The sequence below is a fragment of the Streptomyces sp. Y7 genome, from assembly GCF_043195415.1.
Lineage (GTDB): Bacteria > Actinomycetota > Actinomycetes > Streptomycetales > Streptomycetaceae > Streptomyces.
The window spans coordinates 281,248-294,860 of sequence record NZ_JBIDDQ010000008.1 but is presented as its reverse complement, the minus strand read 5'-3'; the positions used below and the strand labels follow the sequence as shown (position 1 = coordinate 294,860).

The window sequence follows — 13,613 nt, the reverse complement described above, 5'->3', positions numbered from 1 at the left end:
ACGGGACGACCGCTGCCCGCGCCGGTAGCGCCCCGCTGCCGTCGCCGCCCCCTGGCCTACTCTGATGAGGTCACTGGCAACCGGAGTCCGAGATCATCGGAGTAGGTCAGAGAAGGTCGGAGTAGTCGCAGGTCATGAGCGAAGCGCCCTCTTCAGGAACGCCCTATCCATACGATGCGCCTGCCTCGCAGGCTCTGTTCGACCGTGCGGCCGCCGTCACGCCGGGCGGCGTGAACTCCCCGGTGCGCGCCTTCCGCGCCGTGGGCGGTACGCCCCGGTTCATGGTGTCCGGCACCGGTCCGTACCTGACCGACGCCGACGGGCGTGAGTACGTCGACCTCGTCTGCTCCTGGGGGCCCATGATCCTCGGGCACTCCCACCCGGACGTGATCGCCGCCGTCCAGGACGCGGTGTCCCGCGGCACCTCCTTCGGCACCCCCGGTGAGGGCGAGGTCGCGCTCGCCGAGGAGATGGTCGACCGGATCGAGCCGCTGGAGCAGGTGCGGCTGGTCTCCAGCGGCACCGAGGCGACGATGTCCGCGATCCGTCTCGCCCGCGGGTTCACCCGGCGCACCAAGGTGATCAAGTTCGCCGGCTGCTACCACGGGCACGTCGACTCGCTGCTGGCCGCCGCCGGTTCGGGTGTGGCCACCTTCGCGCTGCCCGACACGCCCGGCGTCACCGGCGCCCAGGCCGGCGACACCATCGTGCTGCCGTACAACGACCTGGAGTCCGTGCACGAGGCCTTCCACCGCCACCCCGGCGAGATCGCCTGCGTCATCACCGAGGCCTCGCCCGGCAACATGGGCGTCGTCCCGCCGCTGCCCGGCTTCAACGAGGGGCTGCGGGACGCCTGCCACAAGAACGGCGCCCTGTACATCTCCGACGAGGTCATGACCGGCTTCCGCACCAGCCGCGCCGGCTGGTACGGCGTCGACGGGGTCAGGCCCGACCTCATGACGTTCGGCAAGGTGATGGGCGGCGGCTTCCCGGCCGCGGCCTTCGGCGGGCGCGCGGATGTGATGGCCCACCTCGCCCCGGCCGGCCCCGTCTACCAGGCGGGCACCCTGTCCGGGAACCCGGTCGCCACCGCCGCGGGCCTCGCCCAGCTGCGGCTCCTCGACCAGGCCGCCTACGACAAGATCGACGCGGTGTCGCGGACCGTGCAGACCCTCGTCACCGAGGCCCTCACCAAGGAAGGCGTCGCCCACCGGCTCCAGAACGCCTCCAACATGTTCTCGGTGTTCTTCACCGACCGTGAGGTCCGCACCTACGAGGACGCCAAGCGCCAGGAGTCCTTCCGCTTCACCGCCTTCTTCCACTCGATGCTGGCGCAGGGCGTGTACCTGCCGCCCTCGTCCTTCGAGTCCTGGTTCGTGTCCACGGCACACGACGAGCGGGCGGTCCAGCGCATCGCCGACGCCCTCCCGGCGGCGGCCCGAGCGGCGGCGGAGGCCACGGCGGAATGAGCGACAACTCCATGAACGACGGCACCATGACCGGCGAGGACATCACCGTCGTCCACCTCATGCGGCACGGCGAGGTGGCCAACCCGGACGGGATCCTCTACGGCCGTCTCGCGGGCTACCACCTCTCCGAGCTCGGACGGCAGATGGCCGACCGGGTCGCCGAGCACCTCGCTCCCCGTGACGTCACCCACGTGTGCGCGTCCCCGCTGGAGCGGGCGCAGGAGACCGCGACGCCGATCGCCAAGGCGCACGGACTCGACCTCGCGACCGACGAGCGGCTCATCGAGGCGGGCAACGTCTTCCAGGGCAAGACCTTCGGCGTCGGCGACGGCGCGCTGAAGAAGCCGGCGAACTGGAAGCACCTCGTCAACCCGTTCCGGCCGTCCTGGGGTGAGCCGTACGTCGACCAGGTCGTGCGGATGATGGGTGCGCTGGACGCAGCCAAGGACGCTGCCCGCGGGCACGAGGCCGTGCTGGTCAGCCATCAGCTGCCGATCTGGATCGTGCGCAGCTACGTGGAGCGCCGCCGGCTGTGGCACGACCCGCGCAAGCGGCAGTGCACCCTCGCGTCCCTGACGACCTTCACGTACCAGGGCGACAGGATCGTTTCCGTCGGCTACACCGAGCCGGCCATCGATCTCGTGCCCGCCCATCTCCGCGCCGGCGCCCAGCCGGTGAAGGGGAAGGACAAGGCTTTCGGCGCTTAAGACGCCTTTGTGACATTTGTTGCGAATCCTCCGTGATCTGGAGGAACCTCCTCGTTCGTCGTGCCCTCTGACTGGGTGACCACCAGAGCAAGCACGACGGACGGGGCAGCAATGCGCAACTTCAGCCGAAGGGGAGCCATCGGACTCGGTGCCGGAGCGGCCGCCGGCCTCTCACTCGCGGGGTGCGGCACGCTCACCTCGTCAGACGGTTCGAACGGGTCATCGGGTTCCGGGGACGGCTCGGCAAACAAGCCGGGCACCCAGACCAACCGCGCCCGCCCCATAGGCGACGGCTCCACCTCCTTCACCGGCAAGCAGCCGAACCAGCCCGCCAAGCCCGAGCCGCTGGAGCCGGGCCAGGAGCCGCCGCAGTTCGTCATCTTCTCCTGGGACGGCGCCGGCGAGGTCGGCAACGGTCTCTTCCCGCGCTTCCTCGACCTCGCCAAGGAGCACGAGGCGCACATGACCTTCTTCCTCTCGGGGCTGTATCTGCTGCCCGAGAGCAAGAAGCGGCTCTACGACCCGCCGAACAACCCGCGCGGCGCCTCCGACATCGGCTATCTCACCGACGACCACATCAAGCAGACGCTGAAGGGCGTCCGGCGCGCCTGGCTCGAAGGCCATGAGATAGGCACCCACTTCAACGGCCACTTCTGCGGCGGCACCGGCACCGTCGGCAACTGGACCCCGAAGCAGTGGCGCAGCGAGATCGACCAGGCCAAGTCCTTCGTCAAGGAGTGGCGGACGAACTCGGGGTGGACCGATCTGCCCTCGCTGCCCTTCGACTACGACAAGGAGCTCGTCGGCGGCCGCACGCCCTGCCTCCTCGGCCAGGACAACCTGCTGCCCACCGCCAAGGAGCTGGGCTGGCGCTACGACGCCTCCTCGCCCGGCGGCCGTCAGACGTGGCCGGACAAGAAGCAGGGGCTGTGGGACCTGCCGTTGCAGCAGATACCTTTCCCCGGCCACAGCTTCGAGGTCCTGTCGATGGACTACAACATGCTGGCCAACCAGTCGGTCAACTCGACGAACGCCCCCAGCCACAACTACCCGGGCTGGCGCGAGCAGTCGGCGCAGGCGTACATACAGGGATTCAAGCGGGCATACGAGACAAACCGCGCGCCCTTCTTCATAGGCAACCACTTCGAGCAGTGGAACGGCGGCATCTACATGGACGCCGTCGAGGAGGCCCTCAAGCACATCGCGCGGGAGCGGGAGAAGGGCGGTGACATCCGACTCGTCTCCTTCCGGCAGTTCGTGGACTGGATGGATGTCCAGAAGCCGGACATTCTCGACAAGTTGCGCACTCTGGAAGTCGGGCAGGAGCCCGTGGGCGGCTGGAGCTCCTTCCTGAAGACCGGCTCCACCGGCACCTCCTCGAACTCCTCCAGCGGCACCCAAAACGCCGCCTGAAATGCGGTTTTACGCCCGGGAGGGGGGTGCGCAAGATCCCCGGAACGGACATGCGAAACTTTTCACATGAGTGCCGCCCGTCGCGCCCGTAGCCGTACCGCCCTGCTCGCCGCCACCGCAGCCGCCGCGCTGGCGCTGTCCGCGTGCAGTTCGGGCGGCGTTTCCGGTGGGGGCGGTGACACCAACTTCATCATGGGCAAGGACGGCATCTCCACGGTCGAGAAGGGCAAGCGCCACCCGGCCCCGGACCTGTCGGGCAAGACCATCGACGACAAGCAGCTCGCGGTTTCGTCCTTCAAGGGCAAGGTCGTGGTCCTGAACGTGTGGGGGTCCTGGTGCGCCCCCTGCCGTGCTGAGGCGTCCAACTTCCAGAAGGTGTACAAGGACCTCGAGGCGCGGGGCGTGCAGTTCGTCGGCCTCAATGTCGCCGACCCGCAGGTCAACAACGCCCGCGCCTTCGAGAAAGAGTTCGGTGTCACCTACCCGAGCCTGTACGACCCGAGCAGCAAGCTGATGCTCCGCTTCGGGAAGGGCACGCTCAACCCCCAGGCGATCCCCTCCACGCTGGTCCTCGACCGGGACGGGAAGATCGCGGCCCGTTCCCTGGCCGCGCTCAGCGAGGAGAAGCTGCGTTCCATGATCACCCCGGTCCTCGCGGAGAAGTGACGTGAGCACAGTTGCCACGCTCGCCGCGGCCACAGATCCGAACCAGACCGTGCTGAGCGGCGCTCTGCTCGTCGCTCTGCCCGTCGCACTGCTCGGCGGCCTCGTCTCCTTCTTCTCTCCGTGCGTCCTGCCGCTGGTCCCCGGCTACCTCTCCTACGTGACCGGGGTCACGGGCACGGATTTGGCCGAGGCCCGGCGCGGACGGATGGTCGCCGGCGCCTCCTTGTTCGTGCTCGGCTTCACCGCCGTGTTCGTCTCCAGCGGGGCCCTGTTCGGCTACTTCGGTGACAGCCTGCAGGAGCACAAGGACGTCCTGTCCAAGGTGCTGGGCACACTCATGATCGTCATGGGTGTGTTCTTCATGGGCCTGATGCCCTGGATGACCCAGCGTGAATTCCGCATCCACACGCGGCCTGTGACCGGGCTGGTCGGCGCGCCCTTCCTCGGCGCGCTGTTCGGCATCGGCTGGACGCCCTGCATCGGTCCGACGCTGACCTCCGTGATCGCGCTCTCCTACAACGAGGCGAGCGCGGGCCGCGGCGCCATACTGACGGTCGCCTACTGCCTCGGCCTCGGTGTGCCGTTCGTGGTCGCGGCGGTCGCCTTCCGTAAGGCGCTCGGTGCGTTCGGCTGGGTCAAGCGGCACTATGCCTGGGTGATGCGGATCGGCGGAACGATGATGATCGTGACCGGTGTGCTGCTGTTGACAGGTATCTGGGACAGCCTCGTCCGGGACATGCAGTCCTGGTCCGCAGGATTCACTGTAGGGATCTGATCGATGAGCAACACGACCGACAAGGCCGGCCCGGTCGCCTCCGAGGGGCAGGACCACGACCTGGGCGCCGCCGGCTCCCAGCTCTCCACCGCCCCCGCCGAGGACGCCCCCAACCTGCCCTCGCTCGGTGTCATCGGCTGGGCCCGCTGGTTCTGGCGGCAGCTCACCTCGATGCGGGTGGCCCTGCTTCTGCTTCTGCTGCTCTCACTCGGCGCGATCCCCGGCTCGCTCATCCCGCAGACCGGCATCGACGAGACGCAGGTCGCCGAGTTCCGCAAGGCGCACGAGACGCTCGCTCCGATCTACGACAAGCTCGGCCTCTTCCACGTCTACAGCTCGGTGTGGTTCTCCGCGATCTACATCCTGCTGTTCGTCTCCCTCATCGGCTGCATCGTCCCGCGTACCTGGCAGTTCGTCGGGCAGCTGCGCGGCCGTCCGCCGGGCGCCCCCAAGCGGCTGACCCGGCTGCCCGCCTACACCACCTGGCGCACCGAGGCCGAGCCCGAGCAGGTCCGTGAGGCCGCGCTCGCCCTGCTGAAGAAGCGCCGCTTCCGCGCCCACCTCGCGGGTGACGCCGTCGCCGCCGAGAAGGGCTATCTGCGCGAGGTCGGCAACCTCGCCTTCCATGTCGCTCTGATCGTGATGCTGGTCGCGTTCGCCTGGGGTCAGCTCTTCAAGTCCGAGGGCAACAAGCTGCTCGTCGAGGGCAACGGCTTCTCCAACACCCTGATCTCCTACGACGACTTCAAATCCGGCAGCCTCTTCACCACGGACGACCTGACGCCGTACAGCTTCGACCTGAACGACTTCACCGGCACCTACGAGGTCTCCGGCCCCAACAAGGGCACTCCCCGTACCTACCAGGCCGCCCTCACCTACTCCGAGGGCGCCTACGGCAAGGACGAGAAGACGATCGTCAAGGTCAACAAACCGCTGGAGATCGGCGACTCGAAGGTCTACCTCACGGCCCACGGCTACGCCCCCGTCATCACGGTCCGGGACGGCAGAGGCAAGGTCGTGTTCCGCGACGCCGTCCCGCTGCTGCCTCTGGACGGCAATGTCACGTCCACCGGTGTCGTCAAGGTCCTGGACGGCTACAAGAACGCCAAGGGCGCCAGGGAACAGCTCGGCATCTCGGCCTTCCTCCTGCCGACCTACACCAAGGGCAGTGAGACGGCCTCGACGTTTCCGGCCCTGCTGAACCCCGTGCTGAACCTGGCGCCGTACTACGGCGATCTCGGAGTCGACTCGGGCATCCCGCAGAGCGTGTACCAGCTCGACAAGTCGCACATGAAGGAGTTCAAGGACTCCAAGGGCAAGCAGCTCCGGGAGAACCTGAAGCCCGGCGAGACCATGAAGCTCCCCGGCGGCGCCGGCTCGGTCACCTATGAGGGCACCAAGGAGTGGGCGAACTTCCAGATGACGCAGCAGCCCGGCAGCGGCTGGGCGCTCGCCGGATCCCTCGCCGCGATCTTCGGCCTCGCCGCCTCCCTGTTCATCCAGCGCCGCCGCGTGTGGGTGCGGGCCGCCACCGGCAGCGACGGCGTCACGGTCGTCGAGATGGCCGGCCTCGGCCGCAGCGAGTCCGCCAAGGTGCCCGAGGAACTCGGCGACCTCGCCGGAATCCTCTACGAGCAGGCGCCGGGCGCCCCCGATGCCGAAGACGACCCCGCAGAATCCGAAGCTTCCCCCGACCCCCAAGTCGTACCTGCCGAAGGGGCTGAGAAGTGACTCTCGCCGCCGCAACCGATCTGGCCGCCGCCACCAACGAGAACCTCGCCAGCATCAGCAACACGCTGATCTACTCGTCGATGGCCGTCTACACCCTGGCCTTCTTCGCGTACATCGCCGAATGGCTCCTCGGCAGCCGCAGCAAGGTCGGCCGCACGGCCGCCGCGCTCACCCCCGCCAAGACCGCCAAGGCCCAGGCACCCGCCGTCACCGTGAAGAAGGGCGGCTCCACCGCCGTTCTGGAGCGGCCAAAGGTCGTCGTGCGGGCCGCGGCCGGGCAGCGGGACGTGCCGGACGGTCCCGGCGCGCACGGCGGGGACGAGCAGGGCGACCTCTACGGGCGTATCGCCATCTCCCTCACCGTCCTCGCCTTCCTGGTCGAGTTCGGCGGTGTGCTCACGCGGGCCCTGTCGGTGCAGCGGGCGCCGTGGGGCAACATGTACGAGTTCAACATCACCTTCTCCACGGTCGCCGTCGGTGTGTACCTCGCGCTGCTCGCCCTGAAGAAGAACGTGCGCTGGCTCGGGCTGTTCCTGATCACCACGGTCCTCCTCGATCTCGGCCTCGCCGTCACTGTCTTGTACACCGCCAGTGACCAGTTGGTTCCCGCCCTTCACTCGTACTGGCTGTACATCCACGTCTCCACGGCGATCTTCTGCGGCGCGGTCTTCTACGTCGGTGCGATGTCCACGCTGCTCTACCTCTTCAAGGACAGCTACGAGAACAAGCTCGCGAACGGCGGCACCCCCGGCCGCTTCGCGAACTCCGTCCTCGACCGGCTGCCCGCCTCGGCGTCCCTCGACAAGTTCTCCTACCGCGTCAACGCGGCCGTCTTCCCGCTGTGGACGTTCACGATCATCGCGGGCGCCATCTGGGCGGGCGACGCCTGGGGCCGCTACTGGGGCTGGGACCCCAAGGAGACCTGGTCCTTCATCACCTGGGTCGCCTACGCCTGCTACCTGCACGCCCGCGCCACGGCCGGCTGGAAGGGCCGCAAGGCCGCCTACCTGGCCCTCATCGCCTTCGGCTGCTGGCTCTTCAACTACTACGGCGTCAACATCTTCGTCTCCGGCAAGCACTCCTACGCGGGCGTGTAGCGGCCTCAGGCGTAGAAGCGGGTCAGCGTCTGTGAGCGGCGAGAATCCTCTGCCGACGAAGTCAGGCTGGTGCCATGCAACAGGACATCAGTTTGAACCGCGAGAACGCGCGCGGCCAGGCGCCCTGATCCGCCCGGGCGGTGTCGGGAAACAGTGGGTCAAGGCGTGCGGTGTGGTCCGGGCCGCGTCGTGCAGCTCACCCATGAATTCCGAGGGAGGAGGAATGGGGATGGCGCTGGCGGGCTCGATTTGATTCTCTGGTCGATATCCTGAAACGGAAATGCTGGAGTACCCGCGAGAAAGCGGGTACTCCAGCCCTGTTGTGGAGTGTCGCTACGACGTCACAGAGTAGACGTCGGAGCAAGTCAAGCCGGCGCTGTTGCTGCCGATGCAGACCCAGAAGTTGTAATTCTTGTCCTCGCCGAGGTCTCCGCCGACGTTCTTGGTGAACGGCGCGCTCTTCCCGAACGTTCCGGCCTCACGAACGGGATTCGTGCCCAGGTACGCGCCGATGCCGTACCCGTCGGCGGCGGAGTCGTGAGCCGTGAGGGTGTCGCCGTTCGCCGTCCACTTGCCGTATCCGGCGTACTTGTTGTTGAGGTAGATGTCGATCTCGCGTGAGCCGTCGCTCAGCTTGGGGCCGACATCGAACCTGACCCCGGAAGGTCCGGCGGCGGCGGTTCCAGCGCCTATGGAAAGAACCAGCCCAGCCGTGGCTACAGCGGTTCCCAGGATATGTGCGGACTTCCTGCCCAGAGAGATTTTCATTCCCAGCCGTTTCGATATAAATCTAGTGGTCGCCCAAGATCATAATCGAACTCATGCTCCAGTGCTAGCGGATATTGCGACATGAAAGGTCGGGTTAAAATTGGTTTGCCCGAAATGGTTCGAATTGATGGTCGAAGGCATCGGATCGGCGGCCGAGAGCGCGGGTGGCGGATACGGCACTGCCCGTCAGTCGACAGCACCCGCACGGGCTTGATCAAGGAGAGCGCACGCGGTCAGTGGCCAACGGCGCCGGAAGTCAATACCGGACGAGTAGGGCTACGAGGCCTCGACCACTCATGGGTCTTCGACAACACGGCGATCCTCGACCGGCCGTGGTCGATCGCGCAGGTCAGAGGCCGTAAGGGGTGCGCTTCGGGTCCGGCGGGGTCAGGCTGGTGTCATGACCGGTTCGATAGAGCAGGGCATCAGCCAGACCCACGGGAACACCCACATCCTGCATTTCCTGGTGCGGCTTCCCCGGCCCATGGACGCGGTCTGGCCGTGCCTCGCCACCCCGGAGGGCCTCACGGCCTGGGCCTCTCCGGTCGACACCCTGGAACCGCGCCTCGGCGGCGAGGTCGACCTGCGTGACTTCGGCAGCGGGCAGATCACCGCCTGGGACGTGGACCGGGTCGTCGAGTACACCGTGGAGGGCGGCCGGATCCGGTTCCACTTGGAACGGGACGGCGAGACGGGTGCCGCGCTGCGCTTCACCCACGAGTTCCAGGGCGAGGCGGAGACGGAGCAGCGCTGGCGGGCCCGCTTCGAGAGGCTGATCGTCGTGCTGGAGGAGGACGGCTCCTGAACGGCGTGACGGGCGTGACGGGCGGGACGGGCGGGACGGGCGGGACGAGCCTGACGGCCTGAACGGCGTGACGGGCCTGACCGGCCCGGCGGTCTACGGGGCGGTCGAGGTGATGATGTCCCGCAGCCGCTCCACGTACAGCCGCATGTTCTTCTGCGCGACATCGGTGTCCGGGTAGCGGCCGGCGAACCACAGGCCCTCGTGCAGCCGGGTCACCCAGGCGCACACCTGGTCGCCGTACGACACCCTGATCAGCCCGTACGCCTTCTGCTCGGTCCACTGCCCGGATCCGGCGACGCCTCGGCTGTCGACGTAGGAGACGATCGAGTACAGGTCGGGCGAGGTGGGTCGGAAGTCCGCGCCGAGCAGACGCAGCACCCGGGCGAGCGGCATACGGGCCAGATGCCGGGCGGCGTGCAGCGCGTCGCGCACCGTCCGCAGGGCGCTGGGCAGGTCGTACGCCTGCTCCATGGGGATCTCGATGGGCGCGCCGCCGACGTACCAGCCCACGGAGTCGGTCCAGCGGGACTTCACCCGGGTGTGGAACGGCACGACGGTGCGGTAGACGGACTGTCCGCCGAGGTCGTGGACGATGAGGGCGGTGGCGGCCAGGATGCCGACCGAACTGCCGCCGTAGGGACGGCAGTACGCCTCGAACGCGGCGGCGGTGTCCGGGTCGGTGAGCTCCTCGCGCAGCAGCCTCTGCGTGGGCAGGCCCGCCTCGGGGTCGAGGCCGAGGTCGACGGGGAAGTTCGGCAGCCGGCCGTCGCAGCGGCGGATGAACTCCCGCCAGCGTGCCACGATCTCGTGGCTGTCGTCGATCCGGTCGGCGTCCGTGCGCTCGATCTCGCAGAAGTCGACGTAGCTGCTGGCCGGTACCGCCTCCGGGGGCCCGTCCGCGAGCCGCGCCGTGTACAGCTCGTGGATCTCGGCGGGGACGCGGTGGATGGAGTGGGCGTCGACGTTGCTGTGGTCGAAGGCCATGTACACGCTGGTGGAGTCGTCCCGGACGACGGCCGTGTAGATGAGGTTGGGCCAGCGCAGCGCGTCCGCCGTGGCGTCGAAGCGGTCCTGGAGGTGGCGGACCAGCTCGTCCGGGTCGGTGAAGTCGCCGACCACCGTGCGGTGCAGGGACACGGCGTCGGCGTCGAGCGTGAACCGGCGCATCTCGTCGCCGGACTCGCCGGACCAGCGGAAGCCGCTGCGCAGCGTCTCGTGCCGGATCGTCCAGCTGCGCAGCGCCTCCTCGAGCGCGTCGAGGTCGGCCCGGCCCGGGAGGTCGAAGGCGGTACCGAGCCAGGTCGGTACGAACAGGCCGCCGTCCCGCACGGACCGGGCGGTCCTGATGTGCGATTCCTGGATGTACGCCGGAGGCCGCGAGTCCTCCGGCAGGTCTGCCGCCGCGGCGACGCTCGCCGGACTGAACGTCCATTCGACGAGTTGTCCGGGCCGGACCTCGCAGCGCTGGATGTCAGTCATTCGCACGGGCGGCTCCATTCGCGGCGGGGGACACACCCGAAAGGGTGGTATCCCGCCCAACGAGGCAACCCTTCCTCAGAAACGGCCCGGCGATCAGTCGGGCCGGTCGACGGTGATCGAGTCCAGCTGCCGCCGCAGATACACGTGCGAGTCGACCGGCGGGTGGGCCACCCGGCCCACCGGGGCGGGCACGGACTCCACGATCGTGCCGGGCGTGCACTCCCCGAAGTACACGAGCGACATCAGCTCCTCGGCGGGCGCGTCCGCGGGCGGCGGCAGTACCCGGTGCCGTCCCGACCGCCACCGGTCACCGGTCCAACGGGCCATCAGGTCACCGATGTTGATGGTGAACGCCGCCGGGTCGTAGGGCGCGTCCTCCCAGCCGCCGTCGTCCGTGAAGACCTGCAGACCGCCCTTGCCCGCCTGCCGGTCGAGGATCGTCACCGTGCCGAAGTCGGTGTGCGGTCCGATGCGGAACTGACCCGGCTCCGGCTCACCGAGGACCTCCCTGCCCGGGTACCAGTTGATGTTGAAGCCGTAGGTCGGGTGGTCCATGTGCCGGGTGAAGAAGTCGGGTTCGAGGCCGAGGGCCTCGCCGAGCAGGGCGAGGAGCCGGTTCTCCAGGTCGCCCATCCGCGCGAGGTACTCCTCCACCAGCGGCCGCAGCGCGGGTACTTCGGCCGGCCAGACGTTCGGCGCGTACCACTCGGCGTTGACCACCGGGTCCTCGAAGGGCTCGTGCGTCGCGAAGCTCAGCGACTCCTTCAGGTCCGGGGGCGTCTCGGTGCCCTCCGAGTAGCCGTTGGCCTCCGCGCCCGGCCCGAGCCAGCCGCGTCCGCCGACCTTCACCTCGTACGCCTGCTTGGCCTCGGCGGGGAGCTTGAAGAAGGCGCGCGCGGCGGCGCGGATGCGCTCGCGCAGGGACGGATCCACGCCGTGCCCGGTGACCAGGAGGAACCCCGCGGTCCGCAGGGCCTCGTCGACGGTGCGGGCGATGGACCCGCGGGCTTCGGCGTCGCCGGTCAGCCAGGGCCGCAGGTCGATGGTGGGGATGCGTGGGGTGCTGGGGGTGCCGGGGGTACGGCGTGGGTCACTCACCGATGTCCTCGTTCCACAGGTCGGGTTGGTGCTCGATGAAGGCATGCATCATTGCGATGCACTCGGGGTCGTCGAGCAGCACGATCTCCACACCCTGACCGGCCAGCCAGTCCTGCCCGCCGCGGAACGTGACCGCCTCGCCGATCACCACCCGGGAGATGCCGAACTGCCGCACCAGGCCCGAGCAGTACCAGCAGGGGGAGAGGGTCGTCACCATGGTCGTGCCCCGGTACGACCGCTGCCGCCCCGCCGCCCGGAACGCCGCCGTCTCCGCGTGCATGGAGGGGTCGCCGTCCTGCACTCTGCGATTACGGCCCTGCCCCAGCAGCGCCCCGTCGGCCCCGTACAGCGCGGCCCCGATGGGGATGCCGCCCTCATCGAGCCCGGCGCGCGCCTCCGCGAGCGCGGTGCCGAGCCACTCCCGTGTCTCCGACTGATCCATGCCCCCACTCTCCAGTGACGGACCGGCACGGGCAACGGCGGAAAGGGGGGCGAGCCGGCACAGCGACGGAGCACGAGCCGGTCGTTGCCCTGGTCCCGGATCTCGCCGTGGTCTCGGGGCCCGGAGCGACGGTCGCGCTGACCCCGGTCTTCTTGCTGCGGTCTCCGCGGCCCCGGTCCCCGCCGTGGTCCCGCCCGTCCCCGTGGCCCCGGTCCCCTGCGCGACGGTCGGCGGGTGTTATGTGGCCGGGCCCGGTGATCACCAGGAACTCGGGGGGCGGGGAGGGTTGATGGTGTCGTTCGGGCGGGCGTGGCGGATCGCCGCGTTGCGGCAACGGGGGGTCGGGCCGGCGGCGTTCGTGGCTGCCTGCGGCGGACGTGACGAGGAACGATCCCGGCAGGCGCGGGAGTTGGCGACGGGGGTGTGCACGCTCGCGTACGACGGAGGCGACCTCGATGCGGCCGAGGACGCCCTACGGACGCTGGAGGCGTGGGCGGACGACCTCGGGGACCACCACCCGTACCGTCCCGGCGCGCCCCGCCCCGACGCGGCGGACCGGCTGACGCGCGACCATTTCAAGGACGTGCTGCGTGAGGCGCTGACGACCCCGGCCCGCGACTGGATGTCGGGCACCCGGCTCTCCCTGGACGTCCACTACAACGCGCTGTGCCGGGCACGCGGCCTGGACCCCCGGGTACGCGAGGACGCCTTCTCTCTCTACGGACGCGGCACGATGGCCCTCGACCTCGGCCGGCGCGAGGCCGCGCGGCTGCGGCAGCTGAGGGAGACCTACGTCAAATAGCGGCGTCAGCCGTGCGGGCGGACCCGGTCAGGGCTCGTCGCGCTTGTTCTTGTCGTCGTCCTCGTCCCGCGACTTGTCGTCGTCGCCCAGGGACTTCAGGAACTCGGGGTTGTCGTCGGGCGCGACCCACTGCCGGCGGCCGCCGCGGTCCCGTACGCCGGACCAGCCGTCCGCGGCCGGGCTGCGCTTCTTGCCCGCGATCAGCCAGGAGATCGAGCCGACCAGCGGGAACACCAGCACGAGGATCGCCCACAGCGGCTTGGGCATGTGGCGGATGTCGTCCTCCTTCGTGCTGATGCAGTCGATGAACGCGTACACGCTCAGCGCCAGTGGCACGAGGAACATCAGCACCCGGAGCATG

General features: G+C 68.9%; 14 protein-coding genes. 9 read left to right on the top strand and 5 right to left on the bottom strand.

The annotated features are described in order from the left end of the window. Positions 1-134: 134 nt before the first annotated feature. The 7 genes from hemL to ccsB all read left to right on the top strand — a co-directional run bounded on the left by hemL (position 135) and on the right by ccsB (position 7,858). Positions 135-1,469, top strand: coding sequence for a glutamate-1-semialdehyde 2,1-aminomutase (hemL, locus tag ACGFW6_RS22705; protein WP_393512617.1), 1,335 nt, complete (start codon positions 135-137; stop codon positions 1,467-1,469). Then, complete coding sequence (locus ACGFW6_RS22700; RefSeq protein WP_393512614.1) at positions 1,466-2,176, top strand: histidine phosphatase family protein; 711 nt, start codon at positions 1,466-1,468, stop codon at positions 2,174-2,176. Before hemL ends, ACGFW6_RS22700 begins: the two co-directional genes overlap by 4 nt. 111 nt (positions 2,177-2,287) lie before the next feature. Then, positions 2,288-3,589 carry a hypothetical protein gene (locus ACGFW6_RS22695; protein ID WP_393512806.1) on the top strand — a complete coding sequence of 434 codons (1,302 nt, stop codon included), beginning with the start codon at positions 2,288-2,290 and terminating at the stop codon, positions 3,587-3,589. Between the two features lie 66 nt (positions 3,590-3,655). Beyond that, on the top strand, positions 3,656-4,255 hold the full coding sequence (locus ACGFW6_RS22690) for a TlpA family protein disulfide reductase (RefSeq protein WP_393512611.1): 600 nt from the start codon (positions 3,656-3,658) through the stop codon (positions 4,253-4,255). A gap of 1 nt (position 4,256) precedes the next feature. Beyond that, positions 4,257-5,030, top strand: coding sequence for a cytochrome c biogenesis CcdA family protein (locus tag ACGFW6_RS22685; RefSeq protein WP_393512609.1), 774 nt, complete (start codon positions 4,257-4,259; stop codon positions 5,028-5,030). A 3-nt stretch (positions 5,031-5,033) separates the two neighbouring features. Then, positions 5,034-6,761, top strand: coding sequence for a cytochrome c biogenesis protein ResB (locus tag ACGFW6_RS22680; RefSeq protein WP_393512606.1), 1,728 nt, complete (start codon positions 5,034-5,036; stop codon positions 6,759-6,761). Next, positions 6,758-7,858 carry a c-type cytochrome biogenesis protein CcsB gene (gene ccsB / locus ACGFW6_RS22675; protein WP_393512603.1) on the top strand — a complete coding sequence of 367 codons (1,101 nt, stop codon included), beginning with the start codon at positions 6,758-6,760 and terminating at the stop codon, positions 7,856-7,858. Before ACGFW6_RS22680 ends, ccsB begins: the two co-directional genes overlap by 4 nt. Before the next feature lie 333 nt (positions 7,859-8,191). Here ccsB and ACGFW6_RS22670 read toward each other — a convergent pair whose 3' ends face one another. After that, positions 8,192-8,626 carry a hypothetical protein gene (locus ACGFW6_RS22670; RefSeq protein ID WP_393512600.1) on the bottom strand — a complete coding sequence of 145 codons (435 nt, stop codon included), beginning with the start codon at positions 8,624-8,626 and terminating at the stop codon, positions 8,192-8,194. Positions 8,627-9,026: 400 nt separating this feature from the next. Here ACGFW6_RS22670 and ACGFW6_RS22665 point away from each other — a divergent pair, with 400 nt between their 5' ends. Then, positions 9,027-9,431 (top strand): SRPBCC domain-containing protein, encoded by a 405-nt coding sequence (locus ACGFW6_RS22665; protein WP_393512597.1) that lies wholly within the window; start codon positions 9,027-9,029, stop codon positions 9,429-9,431. A 93-nt stretch (positions 9,432-9,524) separates the two neighbouring features. On the opposite strand, the gene ACGFW6_RS22660 is transcribed toward ACGFW6_RS22665, so the two are convergent. The 3 genes from ACGFW6_RS22660 to ACGFW6_RS22650 all read right to left on the bottom strand — a co-directional run bounded on the left by ACGFW6_RS22660 (position 9,525) and on the right by ACGFW6_RS22650 (position 12,450). Then, the gene (locus ACGFW6_RS22660) at positions 9,525-10,916 is read right to left on the bottom strand and encodes a condensation domain-containing protein (RefSeq protein WP_393512595.1); all 1,392 of its coding nucleotides are present in this window, start codon (positions 10,914-10,916) and stop codon (positions 9,525-9,527) included. A gap of 87 nt (positions 10,917-11,003) precedes the next feature. Further along, positions 11,004-12,008, bottom strand: a complete 1,005-nt coding sequence (locus tag ACGFW6_RS22655) for an isopenicillin N synthase family dioxygenase (protein WP_393512592.1) — start codon at positions 12,006-12,008, stop codon at positions 11,004-11,006. Further along, positions 12,001-12,450, bottom strand: coding sequence for a nucleoside deaminase (locus tag ACGFW6_RS22650; protein WP_393512589.1), 450 nt, complete (start codon positions 12,448-12,450; stop codon positions 12,001-12,003). Before ACGFW6_RS22650 ends, ACGFW6_RS22655 begins: the two co-directional genes overlap by 8 nt. 289 nt (positions 12,451-12,739) lie before the next feature. Between ACGFW6_RS22650 and ACGFW6_RS22645 the strand changes: the two genes are divergently transcribed. Continuing rightward, positions 12,740-13,252 (top strand): hypothetical protein, encoded by a 513-nt coding sequence (locus ACGFW6_RS22645; RefSeq protein WP_393512586.1) that lies wholly within the window; start codon positions 12,740-12,742, stop codon positions 13,250-13,252. A gap of 27 nt (positions 13,253-13,279) precedes the next feature. On the opposite strand, the gene ACGFW6_RS22640 is transcribed toward ACGFW6_RS22645, so the two are convergent. Continuing rightward, entirely contained in the window at positions 13,280-13,612 is a 333-nt protein-coding gene (locus ACGFW6_RS22640) for a PLD nuclease N-terminal domain-containing protein (RefSeq protein ID WP_393512583.1), read from the bottom strand. Between the last annotated feature and the right edge of the window lies 1 nt (position 13,613).

Excerpts from the sequence above, each read along its gene's own strand:
- ACGFW6_RS22690 (WP_393512611.1), top strand. The coding sequence starts at position 3,656 with ATGAGTGCCGCCCGTCGCGCCCGTAGCCGTACCGCCCTGCTCGCCGCC.
- ACGFW6_RS22665 (WP_393512597.1), top strand. The coding sequence starts at position 9,027 with ATGACCGGTTCGATAGAGCAGGGCATCAGCCAGACCCACGGGAACACC.
- ACGFW6_RS22670 (WP_393512600.1), bottom strand. The coding sequence starts at position 8,626 with ATGAAAATCTCTCTGGGCAGGAAGTCCGCACATATCCTGGGAACCGCT.
- ACGFW6_RS22695 (WP_393512806.1), top strand. The coding sequence starts at position 2,288 with ATGCGCAACTTCAGCCGAAGGGGAGCCATCGGACTCGGTGCCGGAGCG.
- ACGFW6_RS22680 (WP_393512606.1), top strand. The coding sequence starts at position 5,034 with ATGAGCAACACGACCGACAAGGCCGGCCCGGTCGCCTCCGAGGGGCAG.
- ACGFW6_RS22700 (WP_393512614.1), top strand. The coding sequence starts at position 1,466 with ATGAGCGACAACTCCATGAACGACGGCACCATGACCGGCGAGGACATC.
- hemL (WP_393512617.1), top strand. The coding sequence starts at position 135 with ATGAGCGAAGCGCCCTCTTCAGGAACGCCCTATCCATACGATGCGCCT.
- ACGFW6_RS22650 (WP_393512589.1), bottom strand. The coding sequence starts at position 12,450 with ATGGATCAGTCGGAGACACGGGAGTGGCTCGGCACCGCGCTCGCGGAG.
- ACGFW6_RS22640 (WP_393512583.1), bottom strand. The coding sequence starts at position 13,612 with ATGCTCCGGGTGCTGATGTTCCTCGTGCCACTGGCGCTGAGCGTGTAC.
- ACGFW6_RS22645 (WP_393512586.1), top strand. The coding sequence starts at position 12,740 with ATGGTGTCGTTCGGGCGGGCGTGGCGGATCGCCGCGTTGCGGCAACGG.